Origin of the sequence: Sinorhizobium saheli (genome assembly GCF_001651875.1) — a bacterium.
GTDB classification, from domain to species: domain Bacteria; phylum Pseudomonadota; class Alphaproteobacteria; order Rhizobiales; family Rhizobiaceae; genus Sinorhizobium; species Sinorhizobium saheli.
The window spans coordinates 34,401-51,576 of record NZ_LNQB01000102.1 but is presented as its reverse complement, the minus strand read 5'-3'; the positions used below and the strand labels follow the sequence as shown (position 1 = coordinate 51,576).

Sequence of the window (17,176 nt, the reverse complement as noted above, 5' to 3'; positions counted from 1 at the left end):
AGTTACGAAAAAGGCAATGGCGAACCTGCGTGTCGCTTCCTTCCGGTCGTGCACCGCACTCCTGCTGTGCGCCCCGAATGCTGCCGGTTCACTCTGCCCATAGATGCCCAAAGAGAAGCGCCTGCCGCATGGCACGACAATCCGGCGGAGTGTCGCCGTCGCGTTCGTCCTGCATGTGATCATCGGCTTCGCTTTGTCGTCCCTTCCCCTCGTGCGCCCTATGCCGGCGCCGCGCGACGAGGTCGTTGCCGTCGAGCTTCTTCCCCCTCGAGCGATGAAGGCGCCGACGCCGTCGGTTGCCGCGGATCCAGGCAACGCGCTTGCCAGCGCCCGATCGACGCCGCCGGCCAAGGAAGGAAGCGGGCCGGCGTCCGCGTCATCGGCGCAGTCCGAGACAGCGGTGGTCCGGGCGACCGAATTCTTCGCGGCGAGGACACTGGCCGATCCGCGCAGCAAGGCTGCCCGCGAGGCATTGCAGCAACTGGCCACAGGCGAACGGATCGTGCAGCTTTGCAACGTCGAGGCGATGGAACAGGTGCATCGCTGGGACGCCGATTTTCAGCCGGATTTTCTGGTTGCCTATGCGATGGCGGACCCGGTCCTTTCCGGGCGCGTGCTTCGGGCCGAGGGCGGCGCGTTTCGTAGCCGGCGGAACTGGTACAACATCCGGTTCAAATGTGAGATCGCCCCGGACATGGCGAAGGTCGTGGCGTTCGAATTCTCGGTCGGCAGCGCAATTCCGCGGGAGGAATGGGAGGCGCATGCGCTGAGTGCGGACGACGAAGCAACCGAATAGAGCGATAAAGAATGGCGAAATAGGTCAGGAATATTGACTTAAATCATGCCGTGTGGTCATCTCCGGCCTTCGCGAACGGGAGGACCCCATGCTGAATTGGGAAAGCATTTTAGCCACGCGCTCGAGCCGCATGAAGGCTTCGGAAATCCGCGAACTCTTGAAGCTGCTGGATCGTCCGGACATCATCTCGTTCGCCGGCGGCATTCCCGATCCGGAGCTTTTCCCCGACCGCGAGTTCGCCCAAGCCTATGCGGATATTTTCGGCGGGCCGGCGGTCAGTGCCGCGCTGCAATATTCGGTAAGCGAGGGCTATCGGCCGCTGCGCGCCTGGCTCGCCAAGGAACTGGCGGCGATCGGGATTCCGGCGACCGTCGACAATATTTTCATCACCTCCGGTTCGCAGCAGGGGCTCGACTATCTCGGCAAGCTGTTCCTCTCGCCGAAGGACACGGCGCTCGTCACATGGCCGACCTATCTCGGTGCGCTCCAGGCCTTCAACGCCTATGAGCCGACCTATGACCAGTTGAACCCGGCCGGCAATCGCACGCCGGAAGCCTACGTCCAGGCCGCAACGGAGGCGGGCGGACGCGTCAAGTTCGCCTATCTTTCCGCCGATTTCGCCAATCCGACCGGCGAGACGGTCGACCGCGCCGGCCGCGAGCGCGTGCTCGACCTCGCCGAGGAACTCGGCATTGCCGTCATCGAGGACGCGGCCTACCAGTCGCTGCGCTACGATGGAGAGGCGATCCCGCCGATCCTGGCGCTGGAGATCGCCCGCAAGGGCGACATCAACACAGCCCGCACGATCTATTGCGGCAGCTTCTCGAAGACACTGGCGCCGGGGCTTCGCGTCGGCTGGATCTGCGCCGCCGAGCCGGTGATCCGCAAGCTGGTGCTGATGAAGCAGGCGGCGGACCTCCACTCCTCGACGATCAACCAGATGGCGATCGCAACCGTCGCCGAGCGCGGCTTCCAGGCGCAGGTGGCGAACGTGCACAAGGCCTACAGATACCGCCGCGACGCCATGCTCGCCGCGCTCGAGAAATACATGCCCGCCGGCGTCACCTGGACCCGGCCGGAAGGCGGCATGTTCATCTGGGTGACGCTGCCGAAGGGAACCGATGGGGCCGAGCTTCTGGCGAAGTCGATCCAGACGGCGAAGGTCGCCTTCGTGCCCGGTCGCGCCTTCTTCGCCGACGGCTCGGGCGAAAACACGCTGCGCCTGAGCTTCTCCTGCGCGAATGACAAGATGATCGAGGAGGGGATTCGCCGGCTCGGCGATTTGATTCGCGGAGAGGTGGCACAGGCCGCCTGAATTCAGACGTTCGTCAAAGGCCGCAAGCCTTTCTGCAGCGCTTTTGCTGCTGGCCTAAGCCTTTGCTTTCGCATAGATTTTTTCCATCGGTCGTGACGAACGGAGGAAGGTCCGACGCGGCCGGCCCTTATTGACGCCACATTGTCGAACAGGATCGCGCCCGTTGTGCCGTGTCGCAGCGAGGCTGCTGCGATGCATCATGGAACTTTGCCTCCCGCCTACTGAGGGCATCAGCAGGGGGCGACCAAGGGACAGGGCATCGGTTGGTATGAGTTTACAGGCAGCCTCGGCAAGCTTTCGCCCGGACATCGAAGGCCTGCGCGCTTTGGCCGTGTCCGGCGTCGTCGCCTTCCATTTCGGGATGACGGACCTGCCCGGCGGATTTGTCGGCGTCGATATCTTCTTCGTCATATCGGGCTTTCTGATCACCCGGCACCTGCAGCAGGAGATCGCCAGGAGCGGCACGGTCGACCTCTGGCGCTTCTACGCGCGCCGTGCGCGCCGGCTGCTGCCCGCCGCCCTGTTCGTGATCTTGACGACGCTGATTTTCGGTTATTTCATCCTTTCGCCCTCCGAACAGCAGTTCTATTCCAAGGGATCGCTCTTCGCCTCGGCCTATATGATCAATCTTTGGCTGATCCGGTGGGCGGTCGATTACTTCGCCTCGGACGCGTCGAACAACCCGTTCATTCATTTCTGGTCACTCTCGGTGGAGGAGCAATTCTACCTCGTCTGGCCGGCGCTGCTTCTCGTCTTAGCGCGGCTTCGGCCGGGAAAGGCCGGCCTTTTCCTTCTCCTCGGTGTCGTCGCGGCTGTGTCCTTTGCATTCTGCTGGCACATGACGGCCGTGTCTCAGCCCTGGGCCTTCTATTTCTCACCGCTGAGAGCCTGGGAATTCGCCTTCGGCGGCCTCGCCTCGATGGCTCTGCCGCAGGAATGGGCGCGGCGCTTTCGCTTCTCGCCCGCCCTCGGCTGGCTCGGCCTGCTGCTCATCGCCACCGCCTATCTGACCGTGACGGAGGAGATACCCTTTCCGGGCTCGATCGCGCTCGTTCCGGTTCTCGGAACGGTGATGGTCCTCTTGAGCGGCGCGCATGAAAGCCGCGCCGGTCCGAAGTCCGTTCTCGCCTTCCAGCCGCTGCAAAAGATCGGGAAGCTCTCCTATTCCCTTTATCTGTGGCACTGGCCCGTCATCGTCTATGCCGGCATTCTCAAGCCGGAGCTGACGATCATCGACCGGCTCCTGTGTCTTGCCGCCACGCTGCTCCTGTCGCTCTTCAGCTATCACTTCGTCGAAAACCCGGTCCGACATAACGGCTGGCTGGCGGCCCGGACCGGTCGATCGCTGGGACTGGCGGCGCTGCTCACGGCAGCCGGCACGACGCTCGCCTACGGCAGCGCAGCCCTGGCGGGCTACAGCCTTGATGGCGAGCAGCGGCTGATCCAGGAAAGTGCCGAACGCAAATCGGCGGCGCGCGAGCTTGATTCGGCATGCGTTCTCGAGCGGGAGGCGGTCGAGCCCAAGGCGTGCCGGTTCGGCGCCGCACATCCGAAGAAGACCATCGTGCTTTTCGGCGACTCCCATGCCGACCACTGGTCGACGCCCCTGAAGAAGATCGCCGAGGAGAACGGCTGGCGGCTCGTCACCTATCTCAAGTCATCCTGCCCGGCGGCGGATGTCTCGACCTGGAATGGCGTGCTGATGCGGAACTATGACGAATGCGATCAATGGAAGCGCCTCGTGTTCGGCGAGATCGCAGCGCTGAAGCCGGACGTCGTGATCCTTGCGCAATACTCGTCGAGCTACGTCCGCAACGCCATCAACCACATATCCAGCCATCAGATGGATGTTCGCGACTGGGCGAGGGGCCTCGAGCGCTCCGTCGCGAGGCTGGAACGCGCCGGCAGCGACGTCGTCCTCCTTCGCGACGTGCCGGTGCATAAATCCTATCTCGACAAATGCGTCGCCCGGGCGCTTTGGCAGGAACGGAGCCCGAGCGTCTGCGACACGCCGCGCAGCGAAGCGGTGGAGGAGACCATTCCCGCCGCCGAAAGAAAGGCGGCCGTGGCGATGCGCGCGTCCTATGTCGATGTCGTCGATCTCTTCTGCGACAGGACGACGTGCCCTGCGGTCATCGACGGCAAGCTGACCTTCCGCGACCGGCACCATATCGCTACGCCCTATGCGGAGTCGCTGGCGCCGTCCCTTGAGCGGGCGGTCTTTGGAGAGACGCGCGTCGGAGCGGTGCGGCCGTAGAGGAGTTAGAGGGGGCAACCCCGCGAGCGCTTCGCTTGAGACCGCGCCACGCTCACACATGCGGGCCCAGCAGCGACAGGTCGGCCTCGCCGAGCCGGTCCTTGGCGGTCCAGAGCTGGTGCCAATAGGGGTAGATCACGGGCGGGAGGCTGACGGCGCCGGGGAGACGTTGCGTTCCGCGGCGATCGCCACCAGCATGTCGACGATCTTCCAGAGCCGTTCCTCGTCGCGGATCGGCGGCTCGTTCCAGCCGGCGAGCTGGCGGGTGCCCTCCGGCGTCTCGCCGCGCCGGTGCTTGCCGGAAAGGAGGCCCCCCGCGAGCGGGCTCCAGACGAGGATACCGAGGCCCTGATCGATCGAAATCGGGATCAGTTCGTATTCGGCATCGCGGGATTCCAGTGTGTAGTGGATCTGCTGGCTGACGAAGCGCTGGCGATGTTCGAGCGCGCTGATGCCGAGGGCCTTCATGATGTGCCAGCCGGAATAGTTGGAGCAGCCGATATAGCGCACCTTGCCCTGGCGCACGAGCGTGTCGAGCGCCTCCAGGGTTTCCTCGAGCGGCGTCTGGCCGTCCCATTCGTGCACCTGGTAGAGGTCGATGACGTCGGTCTTCAGCCGCCTGAGGCTCGCCTCGCAGGCGCTGATCAGATGGTGGCGCGACAGCCCGCCGTCGTTCGGTCCAGGCCCCATGGAGAAGCGCGCCTTGGTGGCGATGAGGACGCCGTTCTTGCGCTTGCCGCCAAGAACCTCGCCGATGATCTCCTCGCAGGTCCCGGTCGAGTAGATATCGGCGGTGTCGATCAGGTTGACGCCGGCATCCAGGCAGAGATCGACATAGCGGCGAGCGTCCCCGACCCCGACATCGCCGACCTGGGCGAACTTGCCGCCGCCGCCGATCGTCATCGTTCCCATGGTGACGGTCGAGATCCTGAGGCCGGAGCGGCCGAGCTGACGATATTCCATTGTCTCGCTCCTTGCATGGTTGGTCGCCGGATAGCGTAGCGGGCGGGGGCGTGAGCGCAAGTGGTCTCTTCAGAGAGGGACCCGGCCGCCGCCATCAGCTCGAATGCGTTTCCCGGGCCTGCCTGAAGGCGGCGACGAAGTGCTCCAGACTTTCCTTGACGAAAACGGTGACCGGCACGCGTGGATCGAAGCTCCACCAGAGAAGCGCGCCCTGCCATTGTGCGGCCATCATAAGGCCGATGCCGGCCGGCGCGCCTGGCATATGTGCGAAGCGCTCCTCGAGGGCGCCGGAGAGGACGTCGCGCCAGGAGGCGCCGCGGGCGCGCAGGAGAGGGTCGCGCAGGTCCTCCCGCAGGATCAGGAGGTCGTCCGCATAGCTTTCTATCGCGCCATAGTCGCCGGAGAGGCCGACGAGCAGCGCCACGGCGCCCGCCGGCGTCTTGGCCGTGCTGGCCGCGAGTTCTGCGGTCAGCCGGTCGAGCCGGTCCCAGGCCTGCAGCAAGGTGGCCCGGACGAGACCGGTTTTGGTCCCGAAGCGCTGCACCAGGGTGGAGGCGGAAAGACGGCATGCGGCGGAAAGGGCCGCGAAGGTCAGGGCGTCAGGTCCCTCTCTGCGAATAATTGCAAGGGCGGCGTCGAGCACCTCCTCGTTGGGGAGGGTTTTAGGACGAGGCATTTTTTTACCTTTATTTATAACCGAATAAGCGTTTATATATCGGTGGAGCGGCATAGGCCAGATGATTTTCCCAGGGAGGAGGAGATGATGCTCGAAGGCAAGGTGGCGCTGGTCGCGGGTGCAACACGCGGCGCCGGCCGCGGTATCGCGGTAGAACTCGGTGCGGCGGGCGCTACGGTCTATGTCACCGGGCGGACGACGCGCAGTGAACAATCGGACTATCAGCGACCCGAGACGATCGAGGAGACTGCCGAGCTTGTGACCGCCGCAGGCGGGAAGGGGATCGCCGTGCAGGTGGATCACCTGAAGCCGGAGGCGGTGCAGGCGCTCGTCGAGCGCATCCGCCGCGAGACGGGCCGGCTCGACATGCTCATCAACGACATCTGGGGCGGGGAGAAGCTCTTCGAGTGGAACACGCCGGTCTGGGAGCACGACCTCGACAACGGGCTGAGGATCCTGCGGCTGGCGATCGACACGCATCTGATCACCGCCCATCATGCGCTGCCGCTCTTGATCGAGCGGCCCGGCGGCCTGCTCGTCGAGGTGACCGACGGCACGGCCGATTATAATGCCGGTCACTACCGGAATTCGCCCTTCTATGATCTCGCCAAGACCGCTGCCAACCGCATGGCCTGGGTACACGCCAAGGACCTCGCGCCGCACGGCGCCACCGCCGTCTCGCTCACCCCGGGCTGGCTGCGCTCGGAGATGATGCTGGAGGCCTTCGGCGTGACGGAGGAGAACTGGCGCGACGCGACGAGACATCAGCCGCACTTCGTGATCTCGGAGACGCCGCGTTTCGTTGGTCGCGCGGTGGCCGCTCTCGCGGCTGATCCGGAGAAGGCGCGCTTCAATGCGCAGTCGCTTTCGAGCGGCGGGCTCGCGCAGGTCTACGGCTTCACCGACCTCGACGGTTCGCGGCCCGATTGCTGGCGCTACATGGACGAGGTTGTGGAGGCGAACAAGCCGGCGGATGCGACGGGGTACCGGTGAGGCGGCGGCAGAGCGTGCACCTGACGCAAGGTATGGCCAGCGTCGCAACATTCAGAAATGATCCCAACAACCTGAAGGCGCAGCACTTTCCCTCGTCACATGAATGGCGCTTCGGAAAGGCTGCGCGAGGACGTATGATCCTTTGGTGAGGGCCGCCGGCAGGCGCGGTCCATCGACAAGGGGAGAAGGGCCATGGCGGAAAAGGACAAGCTCTTTGCCGGGGCGATACCCGAGATCTACCAGCGGCTGATGGTGCCGCTGATCTTCGAGCCCTATGCGGCCGATCTCGCCGAGCGGGTGGCGCGGCTGAAACCTCTCGACGTGCTCGAAGTCGCCGCCGGCACCGGCGTCGTCACCCGGGCGCTGGCGGCCAGACTCGATGTCGAGGCGCAGCTTGTCGTAACCGATCTCAACCAGCCGATGCTGGATGTCGCCCATGCGAGTCTGGCCGACGACGATCGGATCGTCTGGCAGCAGGCGGATGCGCAGGCGCTGCCCTTCGACGACGAGAGCTTCGATGCCGTCGTCTGCCAGTTCGGCGTGATGTTCTTCCCCGACCGGGTGGCGGCTTACCGCGAGGTCGCCCGCGTCCTCAAGCCAGGCGGACGTTTCCTCTTCAATGTATGGGACCGGATAGAGGCGAACGAGCTGACGCAGGCGGTGGTCGAGGCGCTGGAGGCCCGCTTTCCGGAGAACCCGCCAGGCTTCATGCGGCGCGTGCCGCACGGCTATGCCGACCCCGAGCGGATCCGCGCCGACCTCGCGGCCGCCGGCTTTCGCGATATCGCGATCGAGGCGCTGGAGAAGCGGAACGGTGCCGCCACGGCCCTGGACGCGGCGACCGCCTTCTGCCAGGGAACCCCGGTCAGAAGCGAGATCGAGGAGCGCGAGGCCGCGGACCTGATGGAGGCGACGGCGGCTGCGGCCGAGGCGCTCAAGGAGCGGTTCGGGAGCGGAATGATCGAGAAGCGGATCAGCGCCTTCGTGGTGGAGGCGGTGCGGTAAATCGGTCGTCCGATCATCAACTGTGGATTGTTGCGCCAGCCTCTTGCCTGAATCGCGATTGCCGGCCATCAATTCCATCGCGATGCCCGTCATCGTTCACGCAATGCCAGGGGCTGGAAATTTCGCATGTTCATCGCGCATCTGCCCGCCGGCTATCTGCTCACCCGCCGGATCGTCGGCACGCGCCAAGGGCTTCGGCGTGCCGCCTTCGCCACCGGGTTGACCTTTTCCGTCCTGCCAGATTTCGACCTCCTCTATTTCTATCTCATAGACGGGCGGCGCACGCTGCACCACGATTACTGGACCCACACGCCGCTCTTCTGGCTGGCCGTTGCCGCCACCCTGGCGCTCGCGTTACGGCTTGCAGGCAAGCGCCAGTACCTGATCCTCGTCTGGGTCGCGCTTGCCAACGTCCTGCTGCATCTCTTTCTCGATTCCATCGCTGCCGATATCCGCTGGTTCCATCCGGTGCTGGAGACGCGCTTCAATCTCGTCGAGATCCCGGCGCGGTTTCAGCCTTGGTACTTGAATTTCATCCTGCATTGGACGTTTGCGGCGGAAGTGGCGATTTGCGCCGCGGCAGCGTGGATTTGGGCGAGGGCGCGGCTCGCCGCGCGGCCGGTGGAGGCAAGCGCGTCCGAGTGAGGCGTACGTGAACCAGGGGCGAAACGATCCGGTGGTCGGAGGTGACTGACCAGAGTGGCGGTCGCTGGTTTGCGCAACCAACCAGCCCTGCTGCATTTCTCCTTAAATCGACCTCGATTGACGGACAAAGACATGCAGATCAACGTACTGCCGCGACCTGTGCACATCTGATAAGGCGCGCGGCGCTGGAGGGTCGCACGTTGACCAGAAGGTGACGGCGACCGCTCCGCGACGGAGGCTGCGCGCTCATGTATTTCATGGCCCTTGCGACGGACTATGATGGAACCCTGGCCGACCATGGCACTGTCCGGCCGGAAACTCTGGAATCGCTGAAGAAGCTGAAGGAGACTGGGCGCAAGCTATTGCTCGTTACGGGACGTGAGCTGCAGGACCTCAAGCGGGTCTTCCCGCAAATGCATCTTTTCGACAAGGTGGTTGCGGAAAACGGCGCCGTTCTCTATTCGCCCGACACGGATGAAGAGAAGGTGATTGCACCGGCGCCGCCGCCGGGGTTCGTTGCACGGCTGAGGCAGAAGGGCGTCGACAACATATCGGTCGGACGCTCCATCGTCGCGACCTGGGAACCTCATCAAGCCGCCGCGCTCGAAGCGATCAACGAGCTTGGCCTCGAACTCGAGATCATCTTCAACAAAGGCGCCGTCATGGTGCTTCCGACCGGGGTCAACAAGGCGACGGGTCTCAAATCGGCCCTGAAAGAGATGCAGCTTTCCATGCTGAACGTCGTGGCCGTGGGCGATGCGGAGAACGACCACGCGCTGCTCCGGATGTGCGGGTGCGGCGCCGCCGTGGCGAACGCGCTGCCGGCGCTGAAGGATACCGCCGATCTCGTTCTCGAAGGAGAGAGGGGTACCGGTGTCGAGGAACTGATCGCCCATGTCATCGAGCGCGAATATACGCTCGTTGGCAGAACGAAATGAACCTTCGCGCCCTTGCTGCAGACAGCCGAAGGCGAGACCTGGGAGCATCATTTCAGAGCGGGCGGCTCTTCAAAAAGGTTTGCCGAGCGCATCGGCGATCCGGGACTCGCCGAGGAAACCGCGGGGATCGAAGAGGATCGTTCGCTCTCGTCCGCGGAGAGCCGGCAGAGACAGAAGCGATGCGCCGGCGTTATACTGCGCCGGCATCGGTGAAACATTAAGAGCGCGGCGTTGCCTGACTGGACGGTCTACCGCTTGGGCTTCTGCTTCGCGCCCGCGCTCCTGCCGTCCGAGCTTCGGGAACGCTCCTCGAAGCGATCGGCGCCTTTGGCGAGATCCGACCCCTTCTGCGCCTCGACCTTTTTCTCTTCTTTCGCGGTGCTCTCGTGCAAGTCGCGCGCGGATTTCCTGCCTCTTTTCGTCGGGGCCTGATCGACACCCATCGCAGCCACTCCCGCATTGATGAAGGACGCAGTTTGAACGTGGAAGGACGTCTCCTTGTTCCTCGACGCATGGGACTGGCTTCAGCCATTAAGGAGACGGTCCGGCTGCCTCGCACGTAGCTGTGGACTTGCCTTGTTTTTGCCCCTCTTGCCCTCTCCCTGGCTTTTTTGAATTCCTAGACTGGAAGCGCCTGATTCGCGCCGCACCGCTTTCGATCGCAGCTTCCCGCCCAGCGGGAACTGCCCAAGGAGAAGAGCCATGACAGAGTACAAGAAGCCGATCATCACCGAGATGCGTCCTAAGATCACTGTCATCGGCGTCGGCGGCGGCGGCGGCAATGCGATCAACAACATGATCGCGGAAAACCTGCAGGGCGTGGATTTCATCGCCGCCAACACGGATGCGCAGGCGCTGTCGATGTCGAAGGCGGCGCGGCGGATCCAGCTCGGCGCCGCCATCACCGAAGGTCTCGGCGCCGGCTCGGTGCCGGACATCGGCAATGCGGCGGCGCAGGAATCGATCGACGAGATCATGGACCATCTCGGCGGCACGCATATGTGCTTCGTCACCGCCGGCATGGGCGGCGGCACCGGTACCGGGGCGGCACCCGTAATCGCCGAGGCGGCGCGGCGGGCGGGCATCCTGACGGTCGCGGTCGTCACCAAGCCGTTCAGCTTCGAGGGCCGGCGGCGCCTGCAGACGGCGGAGCTCGGCATCGAGCGGCTGCGCGAAAGCGCCGACACCGTCATCGTCATTCCCAACCAGAACCTCTTCCGTATCGCCGATGCCAAGACCACCTTCGCCGACGCCTTCATGATCGCCGACCGGGTGCTCTATTCCGGCGTCAGCTGCATCACCGACCTCATCGTCAAGGAGGGCCTGATGAACCTCGATTTCGCCGACGTGAAGACGGTGATGAAGGGCATGGGCCGGGCGATGATGGGCACTGGCGAGGCGGCCGGCGAGGGCAGGGCGATGATGGCGGCGGAGGCGGCGATCGCCAACCCGCTGCTCGACGAAGTGTCGATGCGCGGCGCCAAGGGCGTGCTCGTGTCGATTTCGGGCGGCATGGACATGACGCTCTTCGAGGTGGACGAGGCGGCGACCCGCATCCGCGAGGAAGTCTATGACGAGGCCGACATCGTCGTCGGCGCGATCTTCGACCGCGAGCTCGACGGAACCTTCCGCGTCTCCGTCGTGGCGACCGGCCTCGACAGCAACCGCGGCGCCGAGACGGCGCCACCGGAGGCGATGAACGGCCAGCCGGCGCCGGTGCGTACGCTGCAATAGGCGGGCGCGATACGATAAGTTCCGCAGCGCTCGGGCAGCGGGATTTGCCCTTCACCCTAACCCTCTCCCCGCACGCGGGCGCTCGCGGGGAGAGGTACTGGGGCGGCGCCGCGCGTCCCTCGTGAGGACGGGGAGAAGGTGGCGCAGGCCGGGTGGGGCAAGCGTGCGCCTTAAGAGATCATCCCGGCAGGCGGGTGAAGGGGCGGACGTGCCAACAAGGCATCACTCCGGCACGCCGGCGTTGCGCAGGTCCTCGACGAAGCGATCGATGAATTCCTCCGACATTGCCGGGATGCTGCCGAAATAGAATTCCGCGCGCGCCTTCTCGAGCGTCATGTCCGGCCGGCGGTGCAGGAGTGCGGCAACCGCGGCGCGCGCTTCCTCCGTGCGCCCTTCGGCGCCGAGAGCGGCCGTCAGCACCATGGCCGGCCAGAAGGTGGCATTCACCTGGCGCAGCGATGCGCGGGCGGCCGCGGCGGACTCGTCAAGCCGGCCCGACTGGTAGTGGGCGATCGCCAGCATGTTGTGGAAGGTCCACAGGTGCGGGTCCCGGGGGCTCAGCCGGAACGCCTCGCCGATCTCGACGATGCCGTCCTCCGGCCGATCGACGTAGCAGAGCGCCTGGCCGAGCGCGAAATGAGCCTGGGCAAAGCTCGCGTCTAGTCGCAGCGCATGGCGCAGGTGGTCGATCCCGCGCAGCGGCTCGCCACCGAGCGCCAGTGCACGACCGAGCGCCAGATGGGCGGCCGGCTCACGGCTGTCAAGGGCAATCGCCCTTTCGGCAAGCGCGCTGGCATCGGCGATCCGCTCGGCGCGTTCCTCGAGCGGGCCGTACCAGCCGAGCTGGATGTGGACATAGGCAAGCCGGGCATGGGCCTGGGCGAAGGCGGGCTCGAGACCGATCGCTCGCTCGAAGAGTGTCCTGGCGATCTTCAGATCGTCGAGATTGAACTTGTAGAGGTGCCAGAGGCCCTTGAGATAGATATTCCAGGCATCCATGTCGGCGGCCGTCTGGCCGCGCAGCGCGGCGAACTCGATCATGCCGAGTTCCGGTTGCACGGTGCCGGTGATCTGGCCCGCGATCTCGTCCTGCAAGACGAAGATGTCGTCGAGGGTGCGGTCATAGCGCTCGGCCCAGAGCAGCGTGCCGCTTTCTCCGCTCAGCAGTTGCGCCGTGATGCGGATGCGGTCGGCCGAGCGGCGGACGCTTCCCTCGATCACATATTTGACGCCAAGGTCTTCGGCGACCTTCCTGACGTCGACGGCCATGCCCTTGTACGTGAAGGAGGAGTTCCGAGAGACGACACGCAGCCAGCGGCAGCGGGCGAGCGTGGCGATCAGCTCCTCGGTGAAGCCGTCGGAGAAATGCTCCTGTTCCCCGACGCTCGAAAGATTGGCGAAGGGCAGAACGGCGACCGACGGGCGCTTGTAGTCCGCGAGTGCGCGCGCCTGCGCAGGAGTTGCCGGAGCGGGGACCTCCGGCGTCTCGTTCGGCAGCCATCGCCATACACGGACGGGCTTGGCGATGTCGCCAAGCCTTCTTCGGCCGAGTTCGGTCGCGGGAAAGTCGAGCTTGGCGCCAATCTGATCGTAGACATGCTGTGAAATGCAGATGCCGCCGGGCGGCGCCATTTCCTGGAGGAGCTTTGCAACCACGACGCCGTCGCCATGAATCTCCCCGTCCTCGACGATGACGTCGCCGAGATGGACGCCGATGCGCAATTCCATGCGGCTGGTTTCGCCGTCTCCGTCATGCGCGTGCATCGTCCGCTGGATCGCGACCGCGCAGGCGACCGCATCGACGACGCTTGCGAATTCCGCAAGCGTACCGTCCCCCGTCTGCTTGACGATCCGCCCGCTATGGCCGGTGACGGCAGGCAGGATGAAGGTGTTGCGGCAGGCTTTCAGCGCCTGGAACGTGCCGGCCTCGTCGAGCCCCATCAACCGGCTGTAACCGACGATGTCCGCGTCAAGGATCGCTGCCAGCCGCCTCATCCCTAACCCCCAAGCCACCCGATCCGGATCAAGCCTCCGCCGGGACGCGGCCGCAAATCGCCCGCGTTACCCTGCTCCCGGCCCCGAAGGCGCGTGGCGGCACGTCGTCGCGCGCCGCGCCGCAGGTCCCTGTTTTTATGCATGTCGCTGCCCCAAGGTCGCTGCCCAGTCTTGGGGCGACATGCATGAGACGTGAGATGCGGGTTGTCCACGAAAGCCCTCCCGCGCGTTTCCCGATCCCGCTTGTGAACACTAGCAACGGCTGAGATGGGTGTCCATTAGGGGAAGCGCATGGACGACGTGCTCGACGAATGCTGCCGCCCGGTTGAAGCGGCGTTCCTGTCGCCGCAGGGGCTATGCCGGCCTGCTGTCACAAGGGCTTTCGCAGCCGCACGCTGGGGAGGGCTGCACGCACGCCTGGAGCGGCCAGCTCACATGCGTTCGCGCCACCGCTGCCCGCTCGTCTTTGCCGTGTTTGTGCGACGCCAGGTACCGCAAATCCCCTAAACAACACAGGACCCGCCGTCGGCAGCGGGCCCTGAAAATTCGCGGCGAAACATTGCCTATCACAGTTAACGACAGAAACGTTGCGCCCGCAGTTAATGGGTTTCGGGCCATATCAATTCAGCATCCGCCCGGGCGCCGCCGCTCGCTCGACCCGGGTTGCTCTCCCAATCAGAGCCCACCATTCGGCGAGCTCTGATCTAAATTGATACTGAAATCATTTCGATGATTTGCACCCTGATATTTGCCGGATCGGCGGCTCCGGTCCAGTAACTTTTGCGGGCGATCTGTAACGAAGCACGATCGATTCTTGCGCGTTGATTGTATCGATCGCCACGACCAAATCCGCCGGTCGTGGGCTCAACGGTGGCGCGGGACATGCTGCCATCAGCCGACCGCTACCGGAACCGGGCCAGACAGCCATGCGTTGTGACAATGTGACCAGTACGGCGATGGAGAAGACCAATGGCACATCCCGACGGAAATCCCGCTCATCACACGCAGAAGATGAAAGGCGAACTCAACGCCATCATAGATCATCTGCGCGAGGACATAACCAAGGTCGACGATCCCCAGTTCAAGGCGATGTTCGAAACCTCGGCGGAAGTCCTCGGTGGCTTGGTGAAGGCATTCACCCATTATGAACAGAAGAGCGAGGCGGCCTGGAAGGGGTAACGGACGCTTGAAACGCGGCGGCGAAAAATTGCCTCCGATGGTCTCGCTGCCGCAAGCATTCCAAGAATTCCTTAAAAACTGAGGGGATTTCCTAACGCTTCGTAAATTAGTCAATGCTTAAGTAAAGCGGTGGTGTCTGTTGGGGGCGAAGGCTATGAGGGCCGCGACATTCCGCTTGCAACTAAGAAGGCTGGTGCGCAACGAGGATGGGAACTTCGCCGTACTCGGCGCAATCGGGTTCATTCCCATCATCGGAGCTGCCGCGCTGACGCTCGATTTCGTCGGGGCGTACCTTGAAGCAGAAAAGATCCAGAGCGCGCTGGATGCGGCAGCGCTCGGGTCCGTGCGGGCCTACGGCGAGGGAGCGACCGAGGACGAGGCCCACGAGACGGCCGAGAAATTCTTCTGGGGCAACTACGCCCTGCCGCAGCAAAGCGTCGTCGATGCCCTGGCGGCGCCCACCGATCCGGCCACGGTCGCGTTGTCGGTGGATTTCACGCGAAGCGTAAACGAGGACACGGCCGCGGCCGCGTTCAACTTCGAATACAAGCCGCTTTTCCTCGAGCGCCTGCCGCTGCAAATCCGGCGCCAGGCTGTTGCCACGCGAACGGCCGGAGCCGAGGCTTGCATCCTGGCGCTCCACCACACCGCGGACCGTGCGTTCGAGGTCAGCGGCAGCGCGGCGGCAGACCTCACCGGCTGCGCGGTCCTCTCGAATTCCAACGACGACCAATCGATCTATATCGGCGGGACGGGGACGCTCAAGGCCGAATGTCTTTATGCGGCCGGCGGCATCTACGGCTCGACGCAAGCCATCGAACTGGCCTGTCCGAGTGCGGTCGAGGGATCGCCGCGCATCTCCGACCCGTTCGCCGGCAAAGTGCTGCCGAAGACCTCGACCCGGATCGACCTTTCCGGTTGCGGCCAGAACTTCGTCGCCGGCGGCGGCGGCAACGGCGATTGCAACGGCACCGGCAAGACACCCAAGAACGCCGACGGCTACGTGGTGACCCTCAAGCCCGGAACCTATGCAAGCCTCGAATTCAAGGGCGCCGTCAAGCTCGAGCCGGGCGACTACATTATCGACGGCGGTCTGCTGGAACTCGGCAGCCAGACGGTCGTGAGCGGCGAAGGCGTTACCTTCTTCCTGATGAACAATGCGGCAGTCAAGATCAACGGCGGTGCCACGTTCAACATCTCGCCTTCGCTCGAGGGCGACTGGGCCGGCTTCTCCATCGTCGCAGCACATGGCAACGCCAAATCCGCCATCATCAACGGCAACAGCATGTCGTCGCTGACCGGGATCGTCTACCTGCCCGATTCCGCCGAACTGCAATATTCGGGCAACGGTACGACAAGCGGCGAGTGTATCAGGCTGATCGCGCAGGAAATCACCCTGACCGGCAACAGCACGTTCAAGATGGATTGCAGCAGCCAGTTGGCGAACACGCATTTCAACTATCCGGGCATCATCCGGCTGGTGCGCTGAAGCTGGTCTTGAGCATTCGGCCGCCGAGGCATCGGCAGGACACGGAGGTTCGGCGACACGCATCGGGGACCTTCAAGCCCGTCGAAAACGCGCCATTTCCGGCACAAAACAGGCAAATCGGCCGATGAAGTCGCGCTTTCGCGCAAGACAAACGGCCTTCGCCACAATTTCGCTCCACCTCGCCGGCAAAGTCTCGCCGCTATCCACCGGCTGGCAGGGGAATTCCAGGTTTCGTAAAGCGAACGCCATCAGGTTGGGGGCACGGCCATTGCCGTTCGCAGGCGGGCTGCATCGTCGAACCGAAACGGGAGGTTTCGGCGGTTGGCGAAGGGCGGCCTCAAAGCGCTAGAGCGTCTTTCGTGCGTTTTTGCGAAGGCGGGTGTTGCTCGCATGGCTCCTTCGATCGGGATCGGTCGAAAGGATAAGGCCATGCCGCAACGTCTGTGCATCCGAAAGGGATGCACAGCGCTGCCGAGTGGTGCTCGCCGAGATTTCAAGGACGCTCTAGCCCTTTGATTCCTTAGCTTTTTAACCGCGTTCAGAATGTTGGCTGAACGCGGGCGGCTTCGTGCGCGCAAAAAACTGCGCACGGTGGAAGGGCGAATTTCCCGCAATGGACGGAGACGAAGAGGCGGGCGCATGACCGGCATGAAGTCCGGCGTGCGCATCAAGGAGACCCAACTCATGAAAGTTGCAGCGCTTCTCGCAGCGGCGGTCGTCGCTTTCGCTTCGCCCGACACAAGTTCGGCCGGCATGCTGACCCAGGCCAAGCAATATACCGGCCTGCATGAGGTCAAGAACAACAGGCGGCTTCGCGCCGCGCTCGGCATCAACCCGGCCCGCACACCCTGGTGCGGCCATTTCATGGGACTGGTCGCCCGCAGAGCTGGCCGGCAGCCGCCGAAAAGCTTCGGCATCGCCCGTTCATGGTTGAGGTTCGGCGCGCCGGTCAAGCTTTCCTATGCCCGCCCGGGCGACGTCGTCGTCGTCAGAGCCGGCCGGAGCTACCACGTCGGCATACTTTCGCAATTGTCGAAGTCGACGGCGAGCCTCATCGGCGGCAACCAGTCGGGCCGCGTGCAGCTGTCGTATTTCAGCCGCGCACAGGTGGTCGCCGTCAGGCGATAGCGAGCGCCGCGGCGGGCAGCCGCATCGGACGAGCGCTTCCGGGAGAGGTCGGGCGTGCGACCC

At 64.3% G+C, this 17,176-nt stretch carries 14 protein-coding genes and 2 pseudogenes; 11 read left to right on the top strand and 5 right to left on the bottom strand.

The window, feature by feature from the left end; all coding sequences use genetic code 11:
• Window positions 1-103 precede the first annotated feature (103 nt).
• The 3 genes from ATB98_RS26530 (at window position 104) to ATB98_RS26520 (ending at window position 4,368) form a co-directional block, all read left to right on the top strand.
• Window positions 104-796: a DUF930 domain-containing protein gene (locus ATB98_RS26530; RefSeq protein WP_066879298.1), complete on the top strand. Its 693-nt coding sequence runs from the start codon at window positions 104-106 to the stop codon at window positions 794-796.
• 88 nt (window positions 797-884) lie between these two features.
• A complete protein-coding gene (locus ATB98_RS26525; RefSeq protein ID WP_066879879.1) occupies window positions 885-2,111 on the top strand; it encodes an aminotransferase-like domain-containing protein in 1,227 nt (408 codons plus the stop codon).
• 268 nt (window positions 2,112-2,379) lie between these two features.
• The gene (locus ATB98_RS26520) at window positions 2,380-4,368 is read left to right on the top strand and encodes an acyltransferase family protein (protein ID WP_066879294.1); all 1,989 of its coding nucleotides are present in this window, start codon (window positions 2,380-2,382) and stop codon (window positions 4,366-4,368) included.
• Window positions 4,369-4,420: 52 nt separating this feature from the next.
• Here the strand turns inward: ATB98_RS26520 and ATB98_RS26515 are convergent.
• Both ATB98_RS26515 and ATB98_RS26510 read right to left on the bottom strand, forming a co-directional pair.
• Window positions 4,421-5,331, bottom strand: a pseudogene (locus ATB98_RS26515) (aldo/keto reductase).
• A gap of 94 nt (window positions 5,332-5,425) precedes the next feature.
• A complete protein-coding gene (locus ATB98_RS26510) occupies window positions 5,426-6,007 on the bottom strand; it encodes a helix-turn-helix domain-containing protein (RefSeq protein WP_066879289.1) in 582 nt (193 codons plus the stop codon).
• Window positions 6,008-6,091: 84 nt separating this feature from the next.
• On the opposite strand from ATB98_RS26510, the gene ATB98_RS26505 reads away from it, so the two are divergent.
• The 4 genes and pseudogenes from ATB98_RS26505 to ATB98_RS30300 form a co-directional block, all read left to right on the top strand.
• The gene (locus tag ATB98_RS26505) at window positions 6,092-7,000 is read left to right on the top strand and encodes an SDR family oxidoreductase (RefSeq protein ID WP_066879286.1); all 909 of its coding nucleotides are present in this window, start codon (window positions 6,092-6,094) and stop codon (window positions 6,998-7,000) included.
• A gap of 192 nt (window positions 7,001-7,192) precedes the next feature.
• On the top strand, window positions 7,193-8,005 hold the full coding sequence (locus ATB98_RS26500) for a class I SAM-dependent methyltransferase (RefSeq protein WP_066879283.1): 813 nt from the start codon (window positions 7,193-7,195) through the stop codon (window positions 8,003-8,005).
• A gap of 126 nt (window positions 8,006-8,131) precedes the next feature.
• Entirely contained in the window at window positions 8,132-8,650 is a 519-nt protein-coding gene (locus ATB98_RS26495; protein ID WP_066879281.1) for a metal-dependent hydrolase, read from the top strand.
• A 248-nt stretch (window positions 8,651-8,898) separates the two neighbouring features.
• Window positions 8,899-9,570, top strand: a pseudogene (locus tag ATB98_RS30300) (HAD family hydrolase); the annotation flags it as partial.
• Between the two features lie 266 nt (window positions 9,571-9,836).
• Here ATB98_RS30300 and ATB98_RS30295 read toward each other — a convergent pair.
• Window positions 9,837-10,031, bottom strand: coding sequence for a hypothetical protein (locus ATB98_RS30295; RefSeq protein WP_066879275.1), 195 nt, complete (start codon window positions 10,029-10,031; stop codon window positions 9,837-9,839).
• A 259-nt stretch (window positions 10,032-10,290) separates the two neighbouring features.
• Between ATB98_RS30295 and ftsZ the strand changes: the two genes are divergently transcribed.
• Entirely contained in the window at window positions 10,291-11,322 is a 1,032-nt protein-coding gene (gene ftsZ, locus ATB98_RS26475) for a cell division protein FtsZ (protein WP_066879273.1), read from the top strand.
• Window positions 11,323-11,544: 222 nt separating this feature from the next.
• Here ftsZ and ATB98_RS26470 read toward each other — a convergent pair whose 3' ends face one another.
• Complete coding sequence (locus ATB98_RS26470; protein WP_066879270.1) at window positions 11,545-13,317, bottom strand: adenylate/guanylate cyclase domain-containing protein; 1,773 nt, start codon at window positions 13,315-13,317, stop codon at window positions 11,545-11,547.
• 704 nt (window positions 13,318-14,021) lie between these two features.
• Complete coding sequence (locus ATB98_RS29290; RefSeq protein WP_153435949.1) at window positions 14,022-14,201, bottom strand: hypothetical protein; 180 nt, start codon at window positions 14,199-14,201, stop codon at window positions 14,022-14,024.
• A gap of 85 nt (window positions 14,202-14,286) precedes the next feature.
• Between ATB98_RS29290 and ATB98_RS26465 the strand changes: the two genes are divergently transcribed.
• From ATB98_RS26465 to ATB98_RS26455, 3 genes are all read left to right on the top strand, one after another.
• Entirely contained in the window at window positions 14,287-14,496 is a 210-nt protein-coding gene (locus ATB98_RS26465) for a hypothetical protein (protein WP_066879267.1), read from the top strand.
• Window positions 14,497-14,650: 154 nt separating this feature from the next.
• Window positions 14,651-15,985 carry a TadE/TadG family type IV pilus assembly protein gene (locus ATB98_RS26460; RefSeq protein ID WP_066879264.1) on the top strand — a complete coding sequence of 445 codons (1,335 nt, stop codon included), beginning with the start codon at window positions 14,651-14,653 and terminating at the stop codon, window positions 15,983-15,985.
• Window positions 15,986-16,669: 684 nt separating this feature from the next.
• A complete protein-coding gene (locus ATB98_RS26455) occupies window positions 16,670-17,113 on the top strand; it encodes an NlpC/P60 family protein (protein ID WP_066879876.1) in 444 nt (147 codons plus the stop codon).
• Window positions 17,114-17,176 lie beyond the last annotated feature (63 nt).